This is a genomic window from Mesorhizobium sp. M1423 (genome assembly GCF_040317575.1).
In the GTDB taxonomy this organism is placed as follows: domain Bacteria; phylum Pseudomonadota; class Alphaproteobacteria; order Rhizobiales; family Rhizobiaceae; genus Mesorhizobium.
Genome location: NZ_JAMYKU010000011.1, coordinates 39214 through 63728, shown reverse-complemented (window position 1 = coordinate 63728; position 24515 = coordinate 39214). Strand labels below are relative to the sequence as shown.

The 24515-nt window shown below is 62.5% G+C and carries 24 protein-coding genes; 15 read left to right on the top strand and 9 right to left on the bottom strand.

From position 1 onward, the window contains the following. The first annotated feature begins 207 nt into the window (after positions 1 to 207). Together metK and trmB are read left to right on the top strand one after the other, a co-directional pair. Positions 208 to 1497, top strand: coding sequence for a methionine adenosyltransferase (metK, locus tag NKG95_RS15840; protein ID WP_352908610.1), 1290 nt, complete (start codon positions 208 to 210; stop codon positions 1495 to 1497). A gap of 11 nt (positions 1498 to 1508) precedes the next feature. Beyond that, entirely contained in the window at positions 1509 to 2210 is a 702-nt protein-coding gene (trmB, locus tag NKG95_RS15835) for a tRNA (guanine(46)-N(7))-methyltransferase TrmB (protein ID WP_353041417.1), read from the top strand. 46 nt (positions 2211 to 2256) lie between these two features. On the opposite strand, the gene NKG95_RS15830 is transcribed toward trmB, so the two are convergent. Beyond that, on the bottom strand, positions 2257 to 2421 hold the full coding sequence (locus NKG95_RS15830; RefSeq protein ID WP_023719565.1) for a hypothetical protein: 165 nt from the start codon (positions 2419 to 2421) through the stop codon (positions 2257 to 2259). 283 nt (positions 2422 to 2704) lie between these two features. Here NKG95_RS15830 and rimP point away from each other — a divergent pair, with 283 nt between their 5' ends. The 10 genes from rimP (at position 2705) to NKG95_RS15780 (ending at position 15110) form a co-directional block, all read left to right on the top strand. After that, entirely contained in the window at positions 2705 to 3337 is a 633-nt protein-coding gene (gene rimP / locus NKG95_RS15825) for a ribosome maturation factor RimP (protein WP_023719564.1), read from the top strand. Positions 3338 to 3383: 46 nt separating this feature from the next. Beyond that, positions 3384 to 4979 (top strand): transcription termination factor NusA, encoded by a 1596-nt coding sequence (gene nusA, locus NKG95_RS15820; protein ID WP_353041415.1) that lies wholly within the window; start codon positions 3384 to 3386, stop codon positions 4977 to 4979. 38 nt (positions 4980 to 5017) lie between these two features. Then, complete coding sequence (locus tag NKG95_RS15815; RefSeq protein ID WP_023719562.1) at positions 5018 to 5668, top strand: RNA-binding protein; 651 nt, start codon at positions 5018 to 5020, stop codon at positions 5666 to 5668. Next, positions 5665 to 8232 carry a translation initiation factor IF-2 gene (infB, locus tag NKG95_RS15810; RefSeq protein WP_353041413.1) on the top strand — a complete coding sequence of 856 codons (2568 nt, stop codon included), beginning with the start codon at positions 5665 to 5667 and terminating at the stop codon, positions 8230 to 8232. The genes NKG95_RS15815 and infB overlap by 4 nt, the downstream gene beginning before the upstream one ends. Positions 8233 to 8356: 124 nt before the next feature. Then, positions 8357 to 8782, top strand: a complete 426-nt coding sequence (gene rbfA / locus NKG95_RS15805) for a 30S ribosome-binding factor RbfA (protein ID WP_292653998.1) — start codon at positions 8357 to 8359, stop codon at positions 8780 to 8782. Further along, positions 8782 to 9741, top strand: a complete 960-nt coding sequence (truB, locus tag NKG95_RS15800; RefSeq protein ID WP_352716714.1) for a tRNA pseudouridine(55) synthase TruB — start codon at positions 8782 to 8784, stop codon at positions 9739 to 9741. Before rbfA ends, truB begins: the two co-directional genes overlap by 1 nt. A 146-nt stretch (positions 9742 to 9887) precedes the next feature. Beyond that, complete coding sequence (corA, locus tag NKG95_RS15795) at positions 9888 to 10982, top strand: magnesium/cobalt transporter CorA (RefSeq protein WP_023719558.1); 1095 nt, start codon at positions 9888 to 9890, stop codon at positions 10980 to 10982. Between the two features lie 183 nt (positions 10983 to 11165). Beyond that, the gene (gene rpsO / locus NKG95_RS15790) at positions 11166 to 11435 is read left to right on the top strand and encodes a 30S ribosomal protein S15 (RefSeq protein ID WP_006337962.1); all 270 of its coding nucleotides are present in this window, start codon (positions 11166 to 11168) and stop codon (positions 11433 to 11435) included. Positions 11436 to 11844: 409 nt separating this feature from the next. Further along, positions 11845 to 13992, top strand: a complete 2148-nt coding sequence (gene pnp / locus NKG95_RS15785) for a polyribonucleotide nucleotidyltransferase (protein WP_023719557.1) — start codon at positions 11845 to 11847, stop codon at positions 13990 to 13992. 104 nt (positions 13993 to 14096) lie between these two features. Continuing rightward, on the top strand, positions 14097 to 15110 hold the full coding sequence (locus NKG95_RS15780) for a class I SAM-dependent methyltransferase (protein WP_353041411.1): 1014 nt from the start codon (positions 14097 to 14099) through the stop codon (positions 15108 to 15110). A 36-nt stretch (positions 15111 to 15146) separates the two neighbouring features. Here the strand turns inward: NKG95_RS15780 and fabI are convergent, their stop codons facing one another. The 3 genes from fabI to fabA all read right to left on the bottom strand — a co-directional run bounded on the left by fabI (position 15147) and on the right by fabA (position 17833). Continuing rightward, positions 15147 to 15959, bottom strand: a complete 813-nt coding sequence (fabI, locus tag NKG95_RS15775; RefSeq protein ID WP_353041409.1) for an enoyl-ACP reductase FabI — start codon at positions 15957 to 15959, stop codon at positions 15147 to 15149. 13 nt (positions 15960 to 15972) lie between these two features. Continuing rightward, positions 15973 to 17193, bottom strand: a complete 1221-nt coding sequence (gene fabB, locus NKG95_RS15770) for a beta-ketoacyl-ACP synthase I (protein ID WP_352884991.1) — start codon at positions 17191 to 17193, stop codon at positions 15973 to 15975. Between the two features lie 121 nt (positions 17194 to 17314). After that, entirely contained in the window at positions 17315 to 17833 is a 519-nt protein-coding gene (fabA, locus tag NKG95_RS15765; protein ID WP_352483234.1) for a 3-hydroxyacyl-[acyl-carrier-protein] dehydratase FabA, read from the bottom strand. Positions 17834 to 18073: 240 nt separating this feature from the next. Between fabA and irrA the strand changes: the two genes are divergently transcribed. Further along, positions 18074 to 18505 (top strand): iron response transcriptional regulator IrrA, encoded by a 432-nt coding sequence (gene irrA, locus NKG95_RS15760; protein ID WP_023676913.1) that lies wholly within the window; start codon positions 18074 to 18076, stop codon positions 18503 to 18505. Positions 18506 to 18515: 10 nt separating this feature from the next. Continuing rightward, positions 18516 to 18875, top strand: a complete 360-nt coding sequence (locus NKG95_RS15755) for a DUF4260 domain-containing protein (RefSeq protein WP_023719552.1) — start codon at positions 18516 to 18518, stop codon at positions 18873 to 18875. Between the two features lie 82 nt (positions 18876 to 18957). On the opposite strand, the gene NKG95_RS15750 is transcribed toward NKG95_RS15755, so the two are convergent. Next, on the bottom strand, positions 18958 to 19515 hold the full coding sequence (locus NKG95_RS15750) for an SH3 domain-containing protein (protein WP_023719551.1): 558 nt from the start codon (positions 19513 to 19515) through the stop codon (positions 18958 to 18960). Between the two features lie 157 nt (positions 19516 to 19672). On the opposite strand from NKG95_RS15750, the gene NKG95_RS15745 reads away from it, so the two are divergent. Continuing rightward, positions 19673 to 20674 carry a 2-hydroxyacid dehydrogenase gene (locus tag NKG95_RS15745; RefSeq protein ID WP_023719550.1) on the top strand — a complete coding sequence of 334 codons (1002 nt, stop codon included), beginning with the start codon at positions 19673 to 19675 and terminating at the stop codon, positions 20672 to 20674. Between the two features lie 64 nt (positions 20675 to 20738). On the opposite strand, the gene NKG95_RS15740 is transcribed toward NKG95_RS15745, so the two are convergent. The 4 genes from NKG95_RS15740 to dnaN all read right to left on the bottom strand — a co-directional run bounded on the left by NKG95_RS15740 (position 20739) and on the right by dnaN (position 24354). After that, positions 20739 to 21227 (bottom strand): GNAT family N-acetyltransferase, encoded by a 489-nt coding sequence (locus NKG95_RS15740; RefSeq protein ID WP_353041406.1) that lies wholly within the window; start codon positions 21225 to 21227, stop codon positions 20739 to 20741. Next, the gene (locus tag NKG95_RS15735; RefSeq protein ID WP_353041404.1) at positions 21224 to 21985 is read right to left on the bottom strand and encodes a molybdopterin-synthase adenylyltransferase MoeB; all 762 of its coding nucleotides are present in this window, start codon (positions 21983 to 21985) and stop codon (positions 21224 to 21226) included. Before NKG95_RS15735 ends, NKG95_RS15740 begins: the two co-directional genes overlap by 4 nt. A gap of 76 nt (positions 21986 to 22061) precedes the next feature. Further along, positions 22062 to 23210: a DNA replication/repair protein RecF gene (gene recF, locus NKG95_RS15730; RefSeq protein ID WP_353041402.1), complete on the bottom strand. Its 1149-nt coding sequence runs from the start codon at positions 23208 to 23210 to the stop codon at positions 22062 to 22064. Positions 23211 to 23235: 25 nt separating this feature from the next. Beyond that, a complete protein-coding gene (dnaN, locus tag NKG95_RS15725) occupies positions 23236 to 24354 on the bottom strand; it encodes a DNA polymerase III subunit beta (RefSeq protein ID WP_023719546.1) in 1119 nt (372 codons plus the stop codon). Positions 24355 to 24515: the final 161 nt, after the last annotated feature.

Sequence of the window (24515 nt, the reverse complement as noted above, 5' to 3'; positions counted from 1 at the left end):
ACATGCTTCCACGAAACCGTTCTCTTCAGCCTGTGAGTGCAAGAGATGAGGGTAGTGCGCCCTGCCGCCGTCTTCTGGACGCAAAGATAATAACGTCAAAATTCATGCTAGAACGGCTGCACGACTTGACGAGCGGCGCCCGGCACCGTTAACAACTGGCGCGCCAAAATCGGCGGCCTGCCGATATTTTTTCAAGAGGGGACACCCGTGACGCGGCACAATTATTTCTTCACCTCGGAATCCGTTGCCGAGGGCCATCCCGACAAGGTCTGCGATCGTATCTCCGACGAGATTGTCGATCTCGTCTACCGCGAGGCTAGAAAGACCGGCATGGACCCGTGGAAAGTCCGCGTCGCCTGCGAGACGCTCGCGACGACCAATCGCGTTGTCATCGCCGGTGAAGTGCGCGTCCCCGAGACGCTGCTCAAGAAGGACAAGGAGGGCAACATCCTGAAGGATGCGGCCGGTCATCCGATTGTCAACCCGGCCAAGTTCAAGTCGGTCGCCCGCAAGGCAATCCGCGAAATCGGCTACGAGCAGGCCGGCTTCCACTGGAAGACGGCCAAGATCGAGGTCCTGCTGCACGGCCAATCGCCGGATATCGGCCAAGGCGTCGACAACGCTTCCGACCGGCAAGGCGAGGAAGGAGCCGGCGACCAGGGCATCATGTTTGGCTATGCCTGCCGCGAAACGCCGGACCTGATGCCGGCGCCGATCTATTACAGCCACAAGATCCTCGAATTGCTGGCCGCTGCGCGCCATGAGGGCAGCGGTGATGCCGGCAGGCTCGGGCCGGATGCCAAGAGCCAGGTGACAGTCCGCTATGTCGACGGCAAAGCGGCGGAAGTGACGCAGATCGTGCTGTCGACCCAACATCTCGATGAGACGTGGGATTCGAAGAAGGTGCGCAACGTCGTCGAGCCCTATATTCGCGAAGCACTGGGCGACCTGAAGATCGCCGACAACTGCAACTGGTACATCAACCCAACCGGCAAGTTCGTCATCGGCGGGCCCGATGGCGACGCCGGCTTGACCGGCCGCAAGATCATCGTCGACACTTATGGTGGGGCTGCGCCTCATGGCGGCGGTGCTTTTTCTGGCAAGGACACCACCAAGGTCGACCGCTCGGCGGCCTATGCGGCGCGTTATCTCGCCAAGAACGTGGTTGCCGCGAAGCTCGCCGATCGTTGCACTATCCAGCTTTCCTACGCGATCGGTGTCGCCCAGCCGCTGTCGATCTACGTCGACCTCCACGGCACCGGCAAGGTCGACGAGGCAAAGCTCGAGCGTGCACTGCGCACCGTGATGGACCTATCGCCGTCCGGCATCCGCCGCCACCTCGATCTCAACAAGCCGATCTATGCCAAGACGTCGTCCTACGGCCATTTTGGCCGCAAGGCCGGCCGCGACGGATCCTTCTCCTGGGAGAAGACCGATCTCGCCAAGGCGCTCAAGGACGCTCTCGCCGAACCGGTCGCCGAAGCAGTCGCCGCCTAACCGCGGCGCCTATGGACCCGAAGGGCCGGCCAAGCCGTGCGACCGAGGCGTTTTTCGGTCGCCGGCGCGGCAAAACCATTCGACCGCAGCAGGCGGCGGCGCTGGAGAGCGGCTTCGCCGCCTACAGGCTCGATCTGACGGTTGAACCGCCAGCCGATCTGCGCAGCCTTTTCGAAGCCGAAGTTTCCGCTGTCCAGCTCGAAATCGGTTTTGGCGGCGGCGAACATCTTCTGCACCGTGCCACGGCCAGCCAGGCGACCGGCTTTATCGGCGTCGAGCCTTTCGTCAACGGCATGGCCAAGATGATGATGGCGGTCCGGGAGCGGCCGCTTGCTAATCTGCGTGTCTATGACGACGACGCCACACGCCTGCTTGACTGGCTGCCGCAGGCTTCGCTTGACGGCATCGACCTTCTCTACTCGGATCCGTGGCCGAAGAAGAAGCACTGGAAGCGGCGCTTCGTCAGCCCGGTCAATCTCGACCGCTTCGCGCGCGTCTTGAAGCACGGCGGAAAATTCCACTTTGCGTCAGACATCGACAGCTATGTGAACTGGACGCTGCTGCATTGCCGGGCGCATGGCGCCTTCACGTGGCAGGCAAACGAAGCAGCCGACTGGCGTCGGCCCTATGATGGCTGGCCGGGGACGCGCTATGAGGCCAAGGCCATTCGCGAGGGCCGACGGCCCGCCTATCTCACCTTTGTGCGGAAATAGCAGGAAGTCCGAGCTGAGCGGCCGAAGGCTCTCCTGTTCACTTGGCTTAGAAGCGGCGGATTTTATCGAAGGCTGCCGGCTCCATGCCCAGATTGCGCAGATCATTCGCACGCGGCTTGCGACCGTTTTCCACAGCACGCGACGCTGCTACGGCGCTGCCAAACACGCTAAAAAAGTCGCCTATGGCTGAAAAAAATCCACGATTGTTCATGATCGGATCCTTCCGAGCGTAGTGAGCGCTCCAATTGTGCAATGCAACATAGATAGTCGTGCGTTGCCGGTGCTCAAAGGAGGATTACTGCATGGGCGCCATGCATTTGGCGCAGCGCTGCGGACTCGGAGCCTTGCCGTCATGCACGACGGGCTTGAAACGACGGCCACGATCGTCTATATCAGCTTCAAATTCTTGGTCGGTATGACGAAGAGTGGGTCCACCCGGTCCCGCTCTTTTTTATTACCTGCCGGCCAAGCAGGAATCGAACGACAGGGACCGAATGACAGTGACGGCAAGCGAAGGCGACGACCGCATCATCCGCGAAAGCGGCATCGATGCGCGCATCGCGCTGATCGTTCAGCCGGTACTGCGCGCCATCGGTTTCCGCTTGGTACGTGTGCATCTGTCGGGCCAGAACGGGCTGACGCTGCAGATCATGGCCGAGCGCGAGGACGGCACGATGACTGTCGAGGATTGTGAAGAGGTCAGCCGGGCAGTATCGCCGGCGCTCGATGTCGATGATCCGATCGAGAAGGCTTATCATCTCGAAGTGTCGTCGCCGGGCATCGACAGGCCGCTGGTCCGCAAATCGGACTTTGCAGCCTGGACCGGCCATCTGGTGAAGATGGAAACGTCGGTTCTCGTCGCCGACCGCAAGCGCTTCAAGGGCAAGATCGCCGAAAGCGACGCGGACGGTGTGCTGATCGAGCGCGACAAGGCCGCTTACGGCGAGGAGCCGACGGTGCGTGTTCCCTACGATGCGATTGCCGAAGCGCGGCTGGTTCTGACCGATGATCTTATCCGCGATGCGCTGTCGAAGGATAACCGGGCGCGCAAGGAAGCCAGAAAACGCCGCGGCGAACCCGAAGACGCACCAGAGGGTGCGGAAGACGAAACCGAACAGGAAATGTGATTGGGCTGCCGGCCGTAAGGTCGGCAACAAGCTCGGGAGAAAGAAGATGGTTGTAAGCGCCAACAGGCTTGAACTGCTGCAGATCGCCGATGCGGTCGCGCGTGAAAAGTCGATCGACAAGTCGATCGTCATCGCCGCTATGGCCGATGCGATCCAGAAGGCCGCGCGCTCGCGCTACGGCCAGGAAACCAATATCCGGGCCGATATCAATCCGAATACCGGCGAGATGAAGCTGCAGCGGCTGATGGAAGTGGTCGAGAAGGTCGACGACTACGCGACGCAGATTGCCATTTCCTCGGCGCGCGAGCGCAATCCGGACGCCCAGCTCGGCGATTTCATCGCCGAACAGCTGCCGCCGATGGATTTCGGCCGCATCGCCGCCCAGTCGGCCAAGCAGGTCATCGTGCAGAAGGTGCGCGAGGCCGAGCGCGACCGGCAATATGACGAGTACAAGGACCGTATCGGCGAGATCGTCAACGGCACCGTCAAGCGTGTCGAATACGGCAACGTCATCGTTGATCTCGGCCGCGGCGAGGCGATTATCCGCCGGGACGAGCTGATCCCGCGCGAAAACTATAAATATGGCGATCGCGTCCGCGCCTACGTCTATGACGTGCGCCGCGAACAACGCGGCCCGCAGATATTCCTGTCGCGCACCCATCCGCAGTTCATGGCGAAACTGTTCACCATGGAAGTGCCGGAAATCTACGACGGTATCATCGAGATCAAGTCGGTCGCCCGCGATCCGGGTTCGCGCGCCAAGATCGCTGTCATCTCCCGTGACAGCTCCATCGATCCGGTCGGTGCCTGCGTCGGCATGCGCGGCAGCCGCGTCCAGGCGGTCGTCGGCGAATTGCAGGGCGAGAAGATCGACATCATTCCGTGGTCGCCCTCGGCCGCGTCCTTCATCGTCAATGCATTGCAGCCGGCGGAAGTCGCCAAGGTCGTGCTCGACGAGGATGCCGAGCGCATCGAGGTCGTCGTCCCCGACGACCAGCTGTCGCTGGCCATCGGTCGCCGCGGCCAGAACGTCCGTCTTGCCTCGCAGCTCACCGGCTGGGATATCGACATCCTGACCGAGCAGGAAGAGAGCGAACGGCGCCAGAAGGAATTCGTTGAACGGTCGTCGCTGTTCATGGAAGCCCTCGACGTCGACGAGATGGTCGGCCAGGTGCTCGCTTCCGAAGGCTTCACCAGCGTCGAGGAGGTCGCGTATGTCGATTCCGGCGAAATCGCGTCGATCGACGGCTTCGACGAGGACACGGCTTCGGAGATCCAGACCCGCGCCCGCGAATATCTGGAGAAGATCGAAGCCGAGCATGACGACAAGCGCAAGGCGCTCGGCGTTAAGGACGAGCTGCGCGAGATTCCCGGCATCACCACCGCCATGATGGTGACGCTCGGCGAGGACGGCGTGAAGACGATCGAGGATTTCGCCGGCTACGCCGCCGACGACCTGACCGGCTGGAAGGAACGCAAGGACGGCGAGACGAAGGTATTCCCGGGTGTGCTCGCCAACCACGGCGTGTCGCGCGCCGATGCCGAGCAAATGGTCTTGGCCGCTCGCCTGAAGGCTGGCTGGATCACCGAAGACGAGCTTGCCGCCGAGGGCGTGCCGGCTGACGAAACCGTCGGTGCGTGAGGTGAAACCGCATCGCACCGAACCCGCCCTTGGACGAGATGAACGATCGCACCTGCATCGTCACCCGCAGGCAAGCCGAACCGGATGAGCTGATCCGTTTCGTCGTCGGCCCGGATTCGGCCGTCGTTCCGGACATCAAGAGAAACCTGCCCGGCCGCGGTTGCTGGGTGACCGCCGACCGCCTACATATAGACAAGGCAGCGGCGAAAAACCTGTTTGCCCGTGCTTTTAAGGCGCAGGTGACCGTGCCAGCCGATCTTGGCGGCATGGTCGACGCGCTGCTTTCCAGGTCCGCTCTGGGCATGCTTGGCCTGGCCCGCAAGGCGGGCGCCATAGCGCTCGGAGCGACCAAGGTCGAGAGCGCCGTGCGCGGCGGACTTGCACTTTTCGTGCTCCACGCGACCGAGGCTTCCGACGATGGCGTCCGCAAGATAAGCCAGGCGCGACGGGCAACCGTCCACCTCGGCGGGCCTGCGATCCGCGCTTACAAACTTTTCTCCGAGGCCGAGTTGAGCTTGGCATTGGGGGGTACAAATGTGATACATGCTGCCGTTCTCGCGGGAGACGCGGGCAGGGCGGTCCAGAAGCGCATGGTTGCGCTCGACCGATATCGGGGCGGTTCCCCGGACGATCTGGCAATGCTTGCGGCCGTTGCTGACGAAGATGATGCCGCAGAGGATATGGAATGAGCGATACGAAATCGGGCGACGACAAGACGCTGAGTGTTACGCCGAAGAAGACCTTGACGCTGAAGCGCCCCGGTATGGAACAGGGCACGGTGCGCCAGAACTTCTCGCACGGCCGCACCAAATCGGTGGTTGTCGAGACCAAGAAGCGCAAGTTCTCGCTGCCCGGCGACAAGCCGGAGCCGGCGGCAGCGCCTGTGTCCGTCTTCACGCCGAAGCCGGTCGCGGCAGCGCCTGCCGTGCAGGAAGCCCCCAAGGCGCCGCCGCCTCCGCCGCCGGTCGAACGCGGCGGCATGGTGCTGAACGAGTTGTCGCGCCAGGAAATGGAAGCACGCCGCCGGGCTCTCGAGGGCTCGAAGGTCCGTGACGTCGAGGATCGCCAACGCGCCATCGAGGAGGCCAAGCGCCGCAGCGAGGACGAGGAGCGCCGCCGCCGCGAGCGCGAGGAATCGGCTCGCCGTCAGGCCGAGGAAGAGGCACGGCTGCAAGCCGAGGCTGAATCCCGCCGCCGTGCCGAGGAAGAGGCACGCCGCCGTGCGCCGCTGGCCGCCGAACTGGCGACAGTCGATGACGAGGAAGAGGTCAAGCCGAAGCGGACCGGTGCCGGCGCACCAGTGCGCCGTCTGGTCACGCCCGAAGTGGCGCGTCCGGCCAAACCGACCAAGGGCGAGGAAGACCGCCGCCGCGGCAAGCTGACGCTGAATTCGGCGCTTTCCGACGAGGATGCGCGCGCCCGCTCGCTGTCGTCGATGCGCCGCCGTCAGGAGAAATTCAAGCGCGCGTTGCATAATGAGCCACGCGAGAAAGTCATGCGTGAAGTGATCCTGCCCGAAACCATCACCATCCAGGAGCTGGCGCAGCGCATGTCCGAGCGCGCTGTCGACGTGGTCAAGTTCTTCATGAAGCAGGGCCAGATCCTGAAGCCTGGCGACGTCATCGACGCCGACACGGCCGAACTCGTCGCGACCGAATTTGGCCACACGGTCCGCCGCGTCGCCGAGTCCGACATCGAAGAGGGCTTGTTCAACATCGCCGATCGTCCCGAGGACCTGCAGCCGCGTCCGCCGGTGGTAACCATCATGGGCCATGTCGATCACGGCAAGACCTCGTTGCTCGATGCCATCCGAAATGCCAACGTGGTGTCCGGCGAAGCCGGTGGCATTACGCAGCATATCGGCGCCTATCAGGTCGAGAAGAACGGTAACAAGATTACCTTCATCGACACGCCCGGCCACGCCGCCTTCACGGCGATGCGTGCCCGCGGTGCCCAGGCGACCGATATCGCCATCCTGGTGGTGGCGGCCGACGACAGCGTGATGCCGCAGACGATCGAATCGATCAACCACGCCAAGGCGGCCGGCGTTCCGATCATCGTGGCGATCAACAAGATCGACAAGCACGACGCCGACCCGCAGAAGGTGCGCTCGGAACTGCTGCGCCATGAGGTGTTCGTCGAATCCATGGGCGGCGAGGTGCTGGATGTCGAGGTGTCGGCGACCAAGGGCATCAATCTCGACAAGTTGCTCGAAGCGATCCTGCTGCAGGCCGAAATCCTCGACCTGAAGGCCAATCCGGACCGCACCGCCGAAGGCGTTGTCATCGAAGCCCAGCTCGACAAGGGCCGCGGCCCAGTCGCAACCGTGCTGGTGCAGACCGGCACGCTGATGCCGGGCGACATTCTCGTCGCCGGCAACGAGTGGGGCCGGGTGCGCGCGGTGGTCAACGATCGCGGCGATCAGGTCAAGGAAGCGCCGCCGGCAATGCCGGTGGAAGTCCTCGGTCTGCAAGGTACGCCGCTGGCCGGCGACCGCTTCGCCGTTGTCAACAACGAAGCCCGCGCCCGCGAGATCACCGAATATCGCCAACGTCTGGCGCGCGAGAAGGCGGTGGCCAGGCATGCCGGCCAGCGCGGCTCGCTTGAACAGATGATGTCGCAATTGCAGACCAGCGGATTGAAGGAATTCCCGCTGGTCATCAAGGGCGACGTGCAGGGCTCGATCGAGGCGATCAACGCGGCGCTCGACAATCTCGGCACCGACGAGGTGCGCGCCCGCATCGTCCATGCGGGCGCCGGCGGCATCACCGAAAGCGACGTGTCGCTGGCGGAGACCTCGGGGGCTGCGATCATCGGCTTCAACGTTCGTGCCAATGTGCAGGCGCGTGCGGCCGCGGCTGCGGCAGGCATCGAGATCCGCTACTATTCGATCATCTACAATCTCGTCGATGACGTTAAGGCGGCGCTCTCCGGCCTGCTATCACCGGAGCGTCGCGAGACCTTCATCGGCAATGCCGAGATCCTCGAGATCTTCGACATCACCAAGGTCGGCAAGATCGCCGGCTGCCGTGTCACCGAAGGCAAGGTCGAGCGTGGTGCGGGCGTGCGCCTGATCCGCGACAACGTCGTCATCCACGAAGGCACGCTGAAGACCCTGAAGCGCTTCAAGGACGAGGTTTCGGAAGTTCCGGGCGGTCAGGAATGCGGCATGGCCTTCCAGAACTACGAGGACATGCGCGTCGGTGACGTCATCGAGTGCTTCCGCGTCGAGATGGTAACCAGGACGCTCTGAGTTCGAGCGTCTTGAGTTCGAGCATCTATTGAGACCGGGCGGTGGTCGAAAGGCCGCCGCCCAAACCATATGAGACATGCGGCGCGGTTCCATCCCGCGCTTCACGATTTCAGGACCGAGGAAAATGCCCCGTTCGACCCCGTCAGGCCCATCCCAGCGCATGCTGCGCGTCGGCGAGCAGGTGCGCCATGCGCTATCCGAAACCTTGCAGCGCGGCGAGATCCTCGATCCGCTGATCGAGAACACAGTGGTCTCGGTCTCCGAAGTGCGCATGTCGCCCGATCTGAAGATCGCCACCGCCTTCGTCTCGCCGCTCGGCGCCAAGGATGCCGGTGCGGTGGTCGAAGCGCTCAACAAGCATGCGAAGTTCGTCCGCGGCCGCGTCTCCGGCGCCCTTCGGCAGATGAAGTACATGCCGGAATTCCGCTTCCGGCTCGATACCAGCTACGACAATTTCCAGAAGATCAACGAATTGCTGCACTCGCCCGAAGTGGCGCGCGATCTCAGCGCCGACGACAAAGACAAAGACGACCGGAAGGATAGCGAATAGTGGCGCGCCGCGGCAAGAAGAAGGGCCGGCCGATCTCGGGCTGGCTGGTACTGGACAAGCCGGTCGGCATGGGCTCGACCGAAGCCGTCTCCAAGATCAAATGGCTGTTCCAGGCGGAAAAGGCCGGCCATGCCGGCACGCTCGACCCGCTGGCGTCGGGCATGCTGCCGATCGCGCTTGGCGAGGCGACGAAGACTGTGCCTTACGTCCAGGACGGCGCCAAGGTCTACCGCTTCACCGTCGCCTGGGGCGAGGAGCGTTCGACCGACGACCTCGAAGGCGCGGCGACCAAAAGCTCAGACCTCCGTCCGGCGGAATCCGAAGTGCTGGCGCTGCTTTCGAAATATACCGGCGTGATCATGCAGACACCGCCGCAATTCTCAGCGATCAAGATCGCCGGCGAGCGCGCCTACGACCTTGCCCGCGACGGCGAGACGGTCGACATTCCGGCACGCGAGGTCGAGATCGGCCGGCTCGACCTGGTCGAGCACATGGCCGATCGCACCATCTTCGAGGTCGAATGCGGCAAGGGCACCTATGTCCGCTCGCTGGCGCGCGACATGGGGCGCGACCTTGGCTGTTTTGGTCACATCGCCGAGCTGCGGCGGGTCGAGGTCGAGCCGTTCACGCAGGAAGATTTCGTCACCTTGGCCGAGCTGGAGGCCGCCCGCTTCGGCGAACAGAGCGAGGACGCTTCGCAAGCAGCGGACGCGCCGATCGACTTCGGTGCCATCGATGCACTTCTGGTCGACACCGCCGCGGCGCTCGAATGCTTGCCGCAGGTTGCGATCAGCGACGATGCGGCAACCAAAATCCGCCTCGGCAATCCGGTCATCATTCGCGGCCGTGACGCGCCGGTAGAAGCTGAGGAGGCCTGCGCCACCGCGCGCGGCAAGCTGGTCGCCATCGGCGCCATCGAGCAAGGCATGTTCAAGCCAAAGCGGGTCTTTGTCGGGTAACAGCTGTCGCCCGGCGCATGATCTCCAAACCGGATTCTATTTTGGGAAAGGATCATGCGCTAAATCAACAGGGCTACGGCGTCGTTTGTCGTCCGAAAGGATGCGCTGTGCTGTAGTGCCGTTCGACGCTGCACTCGAGGGGGCACATGGCAAAGGCTGACACGGTCAACAAGCGAGCGGCGCTCAAAACACGGCGGCCACCGGTCGGGGCTTCGCCGGGCACGCTGATCGCCGACCCGGCGGCGCGCCGCTCCGAGCTCAGGCTGACATTGATCTCGCCTGAGAAGTTCAAGACGATCGACAATGCCAGCATCGACGACGTCAACACCCATTGCCACAATTGGCCGATCATCTGGCTCGACTGCACAGGCCTCGCCAACATCCAGCTGATCGAGGAGATCGGCGGGATCTTCAACCTGCATCCGCTGGCGCTGGAAGATGTCGTCAACACCGGTCAGCGGCCCAAGGTGGATTTCTTCGAGGACCATGCCTTTGTCGTCGTCAGGATGATCGACGATGTCACCGCCCATCGTTACGAACAGATCGCCGTCTTCTTCGGCAAGAACTTCGTCGTCACCTTCCAGGAGCGCGAAGGCGACCCGTTCGATCCCGTGCGCAAGCGGATCGCGAGCTCGGTGCCCAACCGCTTGCGCTCGCGCGGCGCCGACTATCTCGCCTATGCTTTGATCGACGCCATCGTCGACAGCTATTTCCCGCCGATCGAGGCTGCCGGCGAATTGGTCGACAGCATCGAGGACCAGATGCTGAACCAGGCGCACAAGCACCAGATGCGGCAGCTTCACGAATTGCGGCGCGACGCCAATGTGCTGAAGGGCGTGCTTTGGCCGATGCGCGACGCGCTGGCGACCATGATCCGCAACGACGTCTCTTATGTGAAGGCCGAAACCAAATTATTCCTGAACGACACGCTGGATCATTCGCTGCGATTGATCGAACTGGTCGAAACCCAGCGCGATATGCTGACCGGCCTGATCGAGATGCACCTGTCGCTCAGCCAGGCGCGCACCAACGACGTCATCAGCTATTTGACCATCGTCTCGGTGATCTTCATGCCGCTCACCTTTCTCGTCGGCGTATGGGGCATGAATTTCGACCCCGACACCTCGCCCTGGAACATGCCGGAGCTGAAAGCCTATTACGGCTATCCCCTGTCGCTCGTCTTCATGGCGATTGTTGCGGTCGGGCTCTACGCATACTTCAAATGGAAGAAATGGCTCTGACCATGCGGAAGTGCCCGTTTATGCAGCAAAAAGCCGGCTTGTGAATTGGGCTGGCCTTTTTGTCGGAATTGCACTATATGCGCCGCAGCTTCGCGCTTTGACGCGTTGCTTGCAACCGGCCCCTGCTGGACGACATCCCGGCTGAGGGCGTCCCGTTTCCTCAAACAGACAAGGAAAAACACGATGTCGATTACTGCCGAACGCAAGAAGGAATTGATGGGCGAATTCGCAACCGCCAAGGGCGATACCGGGTCTCCGGAAGTCCAGGTGGCCATCCTTTCCGAGCGCATCAAGAACCTGACCGATCATTTCAAGGACCACAAGAAGGATAACCATTCCCGCCGTGGCCTGCTCGCTCTCGTTTCCCAGCGCCGCAGCCTGCTTGATTATCTCAAGCGCAAGGACGACGCGCGCTATCAGACGCTGATCGAGAAGCTCGGTCTGCGCCGTTGACGAATTGACCGGCGGGTTCTTTCGAGAGCCCGCCGGTCGCGCATTGGAGCATCGGATCATCCAAGGCTCCAATGAAGAAAGCAGAGCGCCGCGCACCGGTTTGGATGCGCAAAGGACGCTCTGAAGTTTTAGATTTGCGCAGGATACTTTCCGAAAACCTGGTTTTCGGGTTCACGCGCAAGGCCAGTCGGATCGATTGGCCAACCCGGTTTCGAAACAGCAGAGGGCCACTCGAAACCGCCCATGGACGGTCATGGGGCAGGATTGCAGGACGCTCGCGCGGCAAATGCGCCGAATAGCCGAGCTTCCCGTTGTCTTGCCCGTGGCTGCCCGAGAAAGGAAGCCAAGGGAAAGGGGCATCCGCGCACGCTGCAACGGCGCGGCCCTTTCCGCATACGAAGGACAAGATATGTTCAATTACCACAAAGTGGAAATCGAATGGGGCGGCCGTCCGCTCATTCTCGAAACCGGCAAGATCGCACGTCAGGCTGACGGCGCGGTGCTGGCCACCTATGGCGAAACCAAGGTTCTCGCCACCGTCGTCTCGATGAAAGAGCCGAAGCCCGGCCTCGATTTCTTTCCCCTGACGGTCAACTACCAGGAAAAGACTTACGCCGCCGGCAAGATCCCGGGTGGCTATTTCAAGCGTGAAGGCCGTCCGAGCGAGAAGGAAACGCTGGTTTCCCGCCTGATTGACCGCCCGATCCGCCCGCTCTTCGCCGAAGGCTACAAGAACGACACCCAGATCGTTGTCACCGTCGTCCAGCACGATCTCGAAAATGATCCGGACATCCTGTCGATCGTCGCCACCTCCGCCGCACTGACCTTGTCCGGCGTGCCGTTCATGGGCCCGGTTGGTGGCGCCCGCGTTGGCTACATTAACGGCGAATACGTGCTCAACCCGCATGTCGACGAGATGCAGGAATCGAAGCTCGACCTGGTCGTCGCCGGCACCGCCGACGCCGTGCTGATGGTCGAGTCCGAAGCCAAGGAACTCGGCGAGGATCTGATGCTCGGCGCCGTCATGTTCGGCCACAGGGGCTTCCAGCCGGTGATCGACGCGATCATCAAGCTGGCCGAAGTCGCCGCCAAGGACCCGCGCGATTTCACCGCGCCGGACTATTCCGCGCTTGAAGCCGAGATGCTCAAGATCGTCGAAGGCGAGCTTCGCGATGCCTACAAGATCACCGACAAGCAGAAGCGCTATGCCGCCGTCGACGCCGTCAAGGCGAAGGTCAAGGCCGCGTTTGCGCCGGCAGAAGGCGAAGAGGCCAAATACACGTCCGAACAGATCGGCACCGTGTTCAAGGAACTCCAGGCCAAGGTCGTGCGCTGGAACATCCTCGACACCGGCTCGCGCATCGACGGCCGCGACCTGAAGACGGTCCGCAAGATCGTCTCGGAAGTCGGCGTCCTGCCGCGCACACACGGCTCGGCGCTGTTCACTCGCGGCGAGACCCAGGCGCTGGTCGTCGCCACGCTCGGCACCGGCGAGGACGAGCAGTATGTCGATTCGCTGACCGGCATGTACAAGGAGAAGTTCCTCCTGCACTACAATTTCCCTCCCTATTCGGTCGGTGAAACGGGCCGTATGGGTTCGCCCGGCCGCCGCGAAATCGGCCACGGCAAGCTCGCCTGGCGCGCCATCCGGCCGATGCTGCCGACCGCCGACCAGTTCCCCTATACGTTGCGCGTCGTTTCGGAGATCACCGAGTCCAACGGCTCGTCCTCGATGGCTACCGTCTGCGGCACCTCGCTGGCGCTGATGGATGCCGGTGTGCCGCTGGCCAAGCCGGTCGCCGGCATTGCGATGGGCCTGATCAAGGAAGGCGAGCGCTTCGCCGTGCTCTCCGATATCCTCGGCGACGAGGACCACCTCGGCGACATGGATTTCAAGGTTGCCGGCACCGCCTACGGCATCACCTCGCTGCAGATGGACATCAAGATCGAGGGCATCACCGAGGAGATCATGAAGATCGCCCTCGACCAGGCCAAGGATGGCCGTCAGCACATTCTCGGCGAAATGGCCCATGCGCTGTCCGGCGCGCGTGCCGAGCTCGGCGAGTTCGCGCCGCGCATCGAGGTCATGCACATCCCGACCGACAAGATCCGCGACGTGATCGGCTCGGGCGGCAAGGTCATCCGCGAGATCGTCGAAAAGACCGGCGCCAAGATCAACATCGAGGATGACGGCACGGTCAAGATCGCTTCGGCCAACGCCAAGGAAATCGAGGCGGCGAAGAAGTGGATCCACACCATCGTCGCCGAGCCGGAAGTCGGTGAAATCTACGAAGGCACGGTCGTCAAGACCGCCGACTTCGGCGCTTTCGTCAACTTCTTCGGTCCGCGTGACGGCCTCGTCCACATCTCGCAGCTCGCCAATGATCGCGTCGCCAAGACCTCCGATGTGGTCAAGGAAGGCGACAAGGTCTGGGTCAAGCTGATGGGCTTCGACGAGCGCGGCAAGGTCCGCCTGTCGATGAAGGTCGTCGACCAGGCCACCGGCAAGGAAATCGCCCGCGATAAGAAGAGCGAAGGCGAAGAAAACGCCGCCTAAGCGGGGTTGCGTTCCGTCGAACGCATAAAGCAATCGAAGCGGGCGCGCCGGAAGGTCGCGCCCGTTTGCATTTCAACAACAGCCTTGCAGTTCAAGAGTGGTGAATGTCCGCCGAGCCGCTGAAGACGCTTTTCCATCCTTTCGAGGCCGGGACCGTTTCCCTGCCGCGAAAGGATGAACGTATTCTTTTTCTCGGTGCCGAGCCCGGCTTTCGCTTGCTCGAAGGCTTCGATGCCAAGCTTCATCTCGTCCAAGGCTTCAGGCCGCATTTTCGCGCCTTGCAGGCGTTCGGCTTCACCGTCACGCCGCAAGTGGAAGGCAAGGCTTTCGACGCGGCGCTAGTGCTCGCTGGCCGCCATCGCGGACAAAACGAGTTGCGCGTCGCAGAAGCGATCGAGCACGTGGCATCAGGCGGGTTGATCGTCGTCGCCGGTGGGAAGGACGATGGTATCGCCAGCCTGCGCAAGCATGTCGGCGCCCTTGTGCCGCCCGAAGGCCACCTGCCGAAGCATCACGGCATTGCCTTCTGGTTTCGCAGGCCGGCCGATACCGTTGCCGCGGCAACGCTTCGCGCCGCCAATCCGGACTTGGTGGTCGAGGACCGCTTCCGCACGGCCCCAGGCATGTTTTCGTTCGACAAGATCGATGCCGGATCGAAGCTGCTGGTCGAAAATCTGCCCAACGATCTGCGTGGCAGCGTTGCGGATTTCTGTGCCGGTTGGGGCTATGTCGCCGCCGAAGTCGCCGCCCGCTCACCCGGCATATCGGCGCTTGACCTTTACGAAGCGGATTTCGAGGCGCTGGAGGCGGCGAAGGTCAATGTCGGCAACACAGGCCTGGAGCCACGTTTCTTCTGGATAGATCTTTTGAGCGAGCCGGTCGAGCACCGCTACGATGTGATCGCCATGAACCCGCCCTTTCACCGCAGCCGGGCGACTGAGCCCGAAATCGGTGCCGGCATGATCCGCGCGGCAGGCAAGGCGCTGAAGCCGGGCGGCCGGCTGTTCATGGTGGCGAACCGTCAGCTTCCCTACGAACCGGTGCTGGCGGCCGCCTTCTCCAGCCATGCGGAGCTCGCCCGCGACGGCATGTTCAAGGTCTTCTCGGCGCGACGCTGAAACGCTGCGGGGCAAGCCGGCGACACGTCGCTCGCGCTATTCCCGCGCGCCGTCGGTCTGCTTCAACTCGTCAAGCGTCGGCATGGACACGATGTGATAGCCGGAATCGACATAGTGGATTTCGCCGGTGACGCCGGAGGACAGATCGGACAGCAGATAGAGCGCTGAGCCGCCGACTTCGTCGATCGTCACCGTGCGGCGTAACGGCGAGTTGCGCTGCTGGTAGGAGAACATGTGGCGTGCGTCGGAAATCCCGGCGCCGGCAAGCGTCCGCACCGGTCCCGCCGATATGCCGTTCACCCTGATGCCGCGCGGGCCGTAGTCGTTGGCTAGATAGCGGACGCTGGCCTCCAGCCCGGCCTTGGCGACGCCCATGACGTTGTAGTTCGGCATGACGCGGACCGAACCGGCATAGGTCAGCGTGATCATCGAACCGCTATCCTTCATCAACGTGGCGGCGTGACGGGCGACCTCGGTGAAGGAGTAGCAGGAGATCACCATGGTGCGGATGAAGTTGTCGCGGCTGGTGTCGGCGTAGAGGCCTTTCAGCTCGTTCTTGTCGGAAAAGCCGATGGCATGGACGACGAAATCCAGCCCGCCCCACGCCTTGCCCAAAGTCTCGAAAGTCGCGGCGACCGATGCGCTGTCCTCGACGTCGCAAGGCACCACCAGCGATGCGCCCAGTTTCTCGGCGAGCGGCTTGACGCGGCGCCCGAAGGCCTCACCCTGATAGGTGAAGGCGAGATCCGCGCCATGTTCGGACAGTTTGCGGGCGATGCCCCAGGCGATCGAATGATCGTTGGCGACGCCCATGACAAGCCCGCGCTTGCCCTTCATCAATCCGTCCATGGTCGGCAAATCCTTATGCGGAATAGCGCTGGAAAATCAGCGTAGCGTTGGTGCCACCGAAACCGAACGAATTGGACAAAACGGTGTCGATCCTGGCTTCGTCGATGCGCTTGCGCACGATCGGCATGCCTTCGAATTCCGGATCGAGGTTGTCAATGTGGGCGCTCTCGCCGATAAAGCCGCCTTGCATCATCAGGATCGAGTAGATCGATTCCTGCACGCCGGCCGCACCCAGCGAATGACCGGTCAGCGATTTGGTCGACGTGATGAAAGGCATCTTCTCGCCGAACACCTCGCGGATGGCGCCCATTTCCTTGGAGTCGCCAACCGGCGTCGAGGTGCCGTGCGTATTGATGTAGTCGACCGGCGAGGACACCGTTGCGAGCGCCTGCTTCATGCAGCGAGCCGCGCCTTCGCCCGACGGCGCCACCATGTCGTAGCCGTCGGAGGTGGCGCCATAGCCGATGATCTCGGCATAGATCTTGGCGCCGCGTGCCTTGGCATGCTCGAGCTCTTCAAGAATCAGCACGCCGGCGCCGCCGGCAATGACGAAACCGTCGCGATCGACGTCGTAGGCGCGCGAGGCGACTGATGCCCTGTCGTTGAACTTGGACGACATGGCGCCCATGGCATCGAACAGATCCGACATCGTCCAGTCGAGATCCTCATGACCGCCGGCGAAGACGATGTCCTGCTTCCCCCACTGGATCAGCTCGTAGCCATTGCCGATGCAATGCGCTGACGTCGAGCAGGCCGATGAGATCGAATAGTTGACGCCGTGGATCTTGAACCAAGTGGCAAGCGTCGCTGAAGCGGTCGACGACATCGCCTTTGGCACCGCGAAGGGACCGATCCGCTTGGGACTGCCGTTCTTGATCGTCGTCTCGGCCGCTTCGACGATTGCACGGGTCGACGGTCCGCCGGAGCCCATCACGATGCCGGTGCGCTCGTTGGTGATGTCGGTCTCGTCGAGGCCGGCGTCTGCGATCGCCTGGTCCATCGCGACATGGTTCCAGGCAGCACCTTGCGACAGGAAGCGCATGGCGCGACGGTCGATCATTCCCGACGGATCCAGCGTCGGCGCTCCCCACACCCGGCAACGGAAGCCATGCTCGGCGAAAGAGTCGGAAAAGCTGATGCCGGACCTGGCATCATGCAAGGAGGCCTGCACCTCGTTGGCATTGTTGCCGATCGACGACACGATGCCGAGACCTGTGACTACGACCCGTCTCATTCGCAACTCCTTCCAGCACGGACCTCCGAAACCTGATTAAGTTTCCGGAACGGAACCATGCGCAAATTAAAGTGCTACAGCGTCCTTTAGATGTCCAAGACGTGGCACTGTTGGTCTTCGCTCAGCCGGCGGCCGATTGCTTGGACAGACCGACCTTCAGATCCGTTGCCGCATATATGGGCTCGCCATCTGCCTTCAGCCAGCCATCGGCGATGCCAAGCACAAGCCGACCGCGCATCACTCGCTTGAAGTCGACGCCATACTCCACCTTCTTGACCGAAGGCGTGACCATGCCTTTGAATCTCACCTCACCTGTCGACAGCGCCATTCCCTTGCCTGGTTCGCCGAGCCATCCAAGGTAGAAACCCGTCAACTGCCACATGGCGTCCAGGCCCAGGCATCCCGGCATGATCGGATTGCCGATGAAATGGCAGGCGAAAAACCACAAATCCGGCTTGATATCGAATTCTGCGCGGATGAAACCCTTGTCGAACGCACCGCCGGTTTCGCTGATCTCGGTGATGCGGTCGAACATCAACATCGGCGGATAGGGCAGTTGCGCATTTCCCGGTCCGAACAGCTCGCCGCGGGCGCAGGCAAGCAATTCCTCGTAACCGTAGCTGGATTTCGAACCCGCCATCAATCTCGTCCCCGTGATCGTCCCGGGCGATAGGCGCCCATGCTGGTGGTTTCCTAACACAATCTGTTTCAGGCCGGAAACCGGCGTTTGCGCTTAACCTGCCCGTCTGCCCGGGTCAATGCGCGCTATTGATCGCATTCGGCCGACAGAATATATGTCAGGACACGTCCAATTTCGGCAGATGCTCTATTTCTGCCATTTTGGACGTGTCTGAGACGGAACTGTGGGCGCGACGGATAGATGGATCTGGGTTGCCGGAAGGATAATGTCGCTGTGGACAAGCGGGTTCGCGAAGCCGGTCTGAGGCCGACACGCCAGCGTATCGCGCTGGCCGATCTGCTTTTCGCCAAGGGCGACCGCCACCTTTCGGCCGAGGAACTGCACGAGGAAGCGCTTGCCGCCGGCGTGCCGGTGTCTCTGGCCACCGTCTACAATGCTCTGCACCAGTTCACCCAGGCTGGCCTTTTGCGCATCCTTGCCGTCGAGGGATCGAAGACCTATTTCGACACCAACACCTCCGATCACCATCATTTCTATATCGAGGGCGAAAACAGGATCTTCGATATCGACAGCGGCCCGGTGACGGTTTCCAACCTGCCGGAACCGCCGGAAGGCATGGAGATCGCCAATGTCGATATCGTGGTGAGACTGCGTCCGAAACGCTGCGACTGACCGGCGCCTTATGAATTTCCTGGATTTGACGCTCCGGCTCGAATGGGTCGCCGTCGCGGTGGCGGCTCTTGTCTTCTATGCAATGGCCGGTGCTTCCTGGTGGCTATTTGCAGTGCTCGTTCTGGCGCCCGACCTGTCGATCCTGGGTTACATGGCCGGGCCGCGCGTCGGGGCCGTCGCCTACAACACCTTGCACATACTGGTCTTGCCCGTTCTGCTGGCGCTTTTCGGCAGCGTCTTTGACAATGCATTGGCGACATCCGTTGCGCTGATCTGGATCGCCCACATCGCCATCGACCGCGCCCTGGGCTATGGCTTGAAGCTGTCGAGCAGTTTCCAGGATACCCATCTCGGCCGCATCGGCGGCTAGATCATCCCCGAATTGAAGAACAGCGAAACAAAATGCCGGATCCGGTGCTTGCAGCGCTGGCCTGACCTCCGGTTCGGAAGCGTCAGTTCTTGACCTTTTCGCCGGGATAGGCGCCCCAGACGAGCGACTGGGCGAGCCAGCCGGTATGGCCGTCGAAGGTCATTTCGCACCATTGGCCATCGCAGGACTTGATCGTGCCCATCACCCCCGGTTCGAGGATCGCGATGACGCTTGCATCTTTTGCCGGGTCGTCGAGGAGGTTGATGCGGGCGTCCTTGCCGCGCTGCCAGGGGGCGACGATCGCCGTGCGGCGGCCCGAAAGCAGCGACTGATTGATCCAGCCTTCCGAGCCGTCGGCATCGCGCACGCGGCGCCATGTATCGAACTCCTGGATGATCTCCATCGGCAGGCCTGGTTTCATGTACATCCAATCGACGGAATAGTTGACGCCCGGCCCGACGCGCGAGTTGACGCGGCCGGATTTCAGGCTGACGAAGCGCGGCAGCGGCAAGCCGCTTGGTCCGAGCGTGACGCTCTGGGCGGGGGCCGCGGCACTTTGCGCCATCACCAGTGGGCTATGGATGAGAGCGCCGAGGAATGCTGCACTGAGGGTCAGGCGGAGCGACGCGAAACCAGACACTTTCGTTCCTTTCGGCGCCGGCCCATCGGCCTTCGCGCCCCTTTTTCTTTGTCTTCGGCGGAACCACTTGTTACATGGATGACCGGTACCGCGATCGGCTCTCAGTTTCGCCGTTCTTGGTTAAAGAGGTCTCAACGAGATCGGGTTCGAGGAAACAATGGCAGGCAAAAAGAAGCCCCTCGTCGTCATCACGCGCAAGTTGCCCGACCCGGTCGAGACCCGCATGCGCGAGTTGTTCGACGCCCGGTTGAATGTCGAGGACAGGCCGATGACGCAGCCGGAACTGGTGGCGGCGGTCAAGGAGGCTGACGTGCTGGTGCCGACCGTGACCGATAATATCGACGCGGCGCTGATTGCCCAAGCCGGCGACAAGCTCAAGCTGATCGCCAATTTCGGCAATGGCGTCGACAAGATCGACGTTGCGGCAGCGGCCAAGAAAGGCATCACCGTCACCAATACGCCGAACGTGCTGACCGAAGATACGGCCGACATGACCATGGCGCTGATGCTGGCCGTGCCGCGACGGCTGGCCGAAGGCGCCAACGTGCTGACCGGGGACAAGAAATGGGCGGGCTGGTCGCCGACCTGGATGCTCGGCCGTCGCATCTGGGGCAAACGGCTCGGCATTGTCGGCATGGGTCGCATCGGCACCGCCGTCGCCAGGCGCGCCAAGGCCTTTGGCCTCTCGATCCACTACCACAACCGCCACCGCGTGCTGCCGGCAATCGAGGACGAGTTGGAAGCCACATATTGGGAAAGCCTCGACCAGATGCTTGCCCGTATGGACATTATCTCGGTCAATTGCCCATCGACACCGGCAACCTTCCACCTGCTTTCGGCACGGCGGCTGGCGCTTCTGCAACCGTCCGCTTACATAGTCAACACCGCGCGCGGCGATATCATCGATGAGGAATCGCTGGTCAAGCTCATCCATGACGGCAAGATCGCCGGCGCCGGCCTCGACGTCTACGAGCACGAGCCGGCGCTGAACAGCAAGCTTCTGAAGCTCGCCCACAAAGGCAAGGTCGTGCTGTTGCCGCATATGGGCTCGGCGACGCTCGAAGGCCGCATCGACATGGGTGAGAAGGTGATCATCAACATCCGCGCCTTCTTCGATGGCCATCGTCCGCCCGACCGCGTGCTGCCGCTGCGGGCGTGACCTGCCATCATGCCGGCATGGCCTTGCCGCGGCAACCACGCGTTCGTCTTTGGATAGTGTTGGCTTACGAAAGCGCCTTGCGCATGGTGATTGAGGTCGGCCGGTCGTAGCCCTTGTGCGCTGTCCGTTCGGTTTCGCGAAAGCCGAGGCGGGCGAAGGCAGTGTGGTTTCCGGTCAGTTCGACCCGGGTCTGGAGCTCGATGGCGGCCCGGTTGTGGCTACGGGCAAGATCTTCGACAGCCTGCATCAGCCGCTTTCCGATGCCTTGGCCCTGAAGAGTCGGCACAACCGCGAGCTTTCCAATATAGAGGTCGTCTGCGCGCTTCACGACGAAGACGCAACCGACGATCTCGTTTTCCTTCAGCGCCAGGAATCCTGTCTCCTCCAGCGCTCTAGCCCTAAGATTTTCGACAGTGAGCCGATGCGCCGAGGACGGCGGATCAATAACGCCTTCCATGAAGGCGAAGGCGCGCATGACCAGTGCCAAGACCTCGTCCCAACGGTCGAAATCGGCCGCAAGCTGCACAATGGAAACGTCGGCAGGCAGGCTCACCGGTGAGTCCGCTTGTAGCGGATCGTGTCGAAGCGTGCCGCCAGTGCATCGTAGAGCAGCAGTCGCCCGACCAGCGGCTCGCCAATCCCGGTGATCAGCTTGATCGCTTCCATGGCTTGCAGCGTGCCGATGACCCCCGTCAGCGCACCGACAATGCCGGCCACCGCGCAGGACGGCACCAGTCCCGGCGGCGGCGCTTCGGGAAAAAGATCGCGGTAGCTTGGGTTCAACGTGCCGTCCGGACCGGTTTCGAACGGCTTCAGCACCGTCACCGAGCCGTCGAAGCGGCCAACGGCGGCATGGACGAGCGGCCGGCTTTCGGCGGCGCAGGCGTCGGCCACGGCGTAGCGCGTCTCGAAATTGTCGGAGCCGTCAACGACGATGTCATAATCGGCGATGAGGGCAGGGGCGTTGTCCGCGGTCAGCCTGAAATTGTGCTCTTCCACGACGACGTTTGGATTGATGCGGATGATCACCGCCTTGGCGCTGTCGGTTTTCGCCATGCCGACATCGCCCGTGGCGTGGATCACTTGTCGTTGCAGGTTGGAAAGCGAAACGATGTCGTCGTCGACGATACCGAGTGTGCCAATCCCTGCGGCGGCGAGATATTCGAGCACCGGCGCTCCCAACCCGCCGGCGCCGATGACCAGCACCCGCGCCCGCTTTAGCCGCTGCTGGCCGGCGCCGCCGATTTCGGGCAGCACGATGTGGCGGGCGTAGCGTTCGAGCTCTTCGTCGGTGAGGGCGGCTGTGATCATCGCCGGACCATATAACGGAGGAAAAAACTTGTCAGGCGTCAATGCATGCGGCTCAGAAATGCGTCATGAACGAAGTTCAGATGGTCGGCCTGACCTTGCCGTGATCGACGGTCAGGAACTGCGCGCGTCCCTTGAGGCTGTCAAACAACGCGGCATCGGTCCCGGTCATGAAAGCCTGGCAGTTCAGTTCCTCCAGGATCGAGAACAAGGCCGCGCGCCGGCCGCCGTCGAGGTGGGCGGCGATCTCGTCGAGCAGCAGGATCGGCGTCATGCCCGACATCTCGCCGGTTAGCCGCGCATGCGACAAGACAATGCCGACCAGCAGCGCCTTCTGTTCACCGGTCGAGCAGAGTTCGGCCGGCATTGCCTTGGGCCGGTGGCGCACCACGAGATCGGAACGGTGCGGGCCGTCGAGCGTGCGTCCGGCGGTGCGGTCACGGTCGCGCCCTTGGGCAAGCGCACGACGGAACCGTTCCTCGACGTCGACGGCCGGCGAAATGCCGACTTCGCCTTCCAGTTCCCCCGAGATGCCGATGTCGGCTTGCGGAAACGGTCCGTCGCCGGGCAGACGGTCGATCATGGCGGCGAGCAGACGCACCAGTTCGGCACGCGCCGCGGCAATTGCCACGCCGGTCTCGGCCATTTGCATCTCGATCGCATCGAACCAGGCACCGTCGCGCGAACCGTCGGCGAGCAGCCTGTTGCGGCCGCGCATTGCCTTTTCGTAGTCAAGCGCGCGCTGGCCGTGGCCAGGATCGATCGCCAGCACCAGTCGGTCGAGGAAGCGCCGACGATCGGCCGCCGGCCCGGGGAACAGGCCGTCCATGGCCGGTGTCAGCCAGACCACACGCAGCCATTCCAGCATGTCTTCGGCTGAGCGCGCTGCCGCGCCGTTGATCCGCACCCGCCTGCCGCCTTCGCTGTCGCTGCCTGCAATCCCGGTACCGATCTCGACCTGGCCGTCCGGCCCGTCAAGCCGGGCATGCAGCGCAAAGCCACCGTCGCCGCCTTCGCGCGCCACCTCGGCATAGGGTGCGCGGCGCAGGCCGCGGCCTGGCGTGAGCAGCGAGATCGCTTCAAGCAGATTGGTCTTGCCGGCGCCATTGTCGCCGGAGAAAACCACAGCGCCGGGATCAACGTCGATTGCCAACGCCGCATAATTGCGGAAATTCGTAAGTGTAAGCTTACTTATGTAAGTCTGCCGCGGGTTTGCAAATCTGGTCACGACAGCAGATGGCCTCGTTCGGGCCCTACACCCGCATCGGCATCAACACGTAGAGCGCGGTCTCGTCGGCCATGTCGTGGATCAGTGTCGGGGATCCGGCATCCGCCAGCATGAACTTCGCCTCCGTGCCGGTCAGTTGCGCGGCAACGTCGAGCAGGTATTTGGCGTTGAAGCCGATTTCGATCGGATCGGACGAATAGTCGGCTGCCAGTTCTTCGGTGGCGCTGCCTGAATCCGGATTGTTGACTGCAAGCGTGACCTGGCCTTCGGCGATCGAAAGCTTTACAGCCCGGCCGCGTTCGGACGAAATGGTCGAAACGCGATCGACGGCAGCGGCGAAACTCTGACGATCGATGATCAGCTTCTTGTCGTTGCCGGTCGGAATGACGCGCTGGTAGTCCGGGAAAGTGCCGTCGATCAGCTTGGAGGTCAAGATGACGCTGCCGATGGTGAAACGGATCTTGGTGTCCGACAGCTCGGTGGTCACCGCAATGTCGGGGTCGTCGACCAGCTTCTGCAACTCGCTGACCGTCTTTCGCGGGATGATGACGCCAGGCATGCCCTCGGAGCCCGCTGGTGCGTCGATCTCGGCGCGCGCCAGCCGATGGCCGTCGGTCGCGACCGAGCGCAGCTTCAGCTTGCCGCCAGCCTCGTGCGTGTGCAGATAGATGCCGTTCAGATAATAGCGCGTCTCCTCGGTCGAGATGGCGAACTGGGTCTTCTCGATGAGGCCCTTTAGCCCGAGGGAATCGAGCCGGAAAATATGCGAGAACGACCCGGCTGAAAGCTCGGGAAAGTCGGACTGCGGCAGGCACTGCAGGCGGAAGCTCGAGCGCCCCGACGTCACCGTCATGGCGTTGCCGTCTTCGTCGGTCTTCAGCGCCACCTCCGCGCCGTCGGCAAGCTTGCGCACGATGTCGTAGAGCAGATGCGCCGGAACCGTCGTCGCCCCGCCACGCTCGACCTTTGCCGGCGTTGCTTCGGTCACCTCCAGGTCGAGGTCGGTCGCCTTCATTTCAAGGCTGGCCCCCTCGGCGCTGAGCAGCACGTTCGACAGGATCGGAATGGTGTTGCGCCGCTCGACCACGCGGTGAACATGGTTAAGCGACTTCAGGAGATTTGACCGTTCCAGGATAACACGCATGACGAAACAGGCTCGCTTGAATGAATGAACGGGTCTCCGGCAAGCGGCGCCCCGCGAAAGGTCTGAACAGGCTCAGAATCTGCGTAAACTGACAGGAAAAACCCGGCAAACGCAAGCCCGCGCCACCGGTTCGGGCCGGCTGCACGGGCTTTCTGGGGATA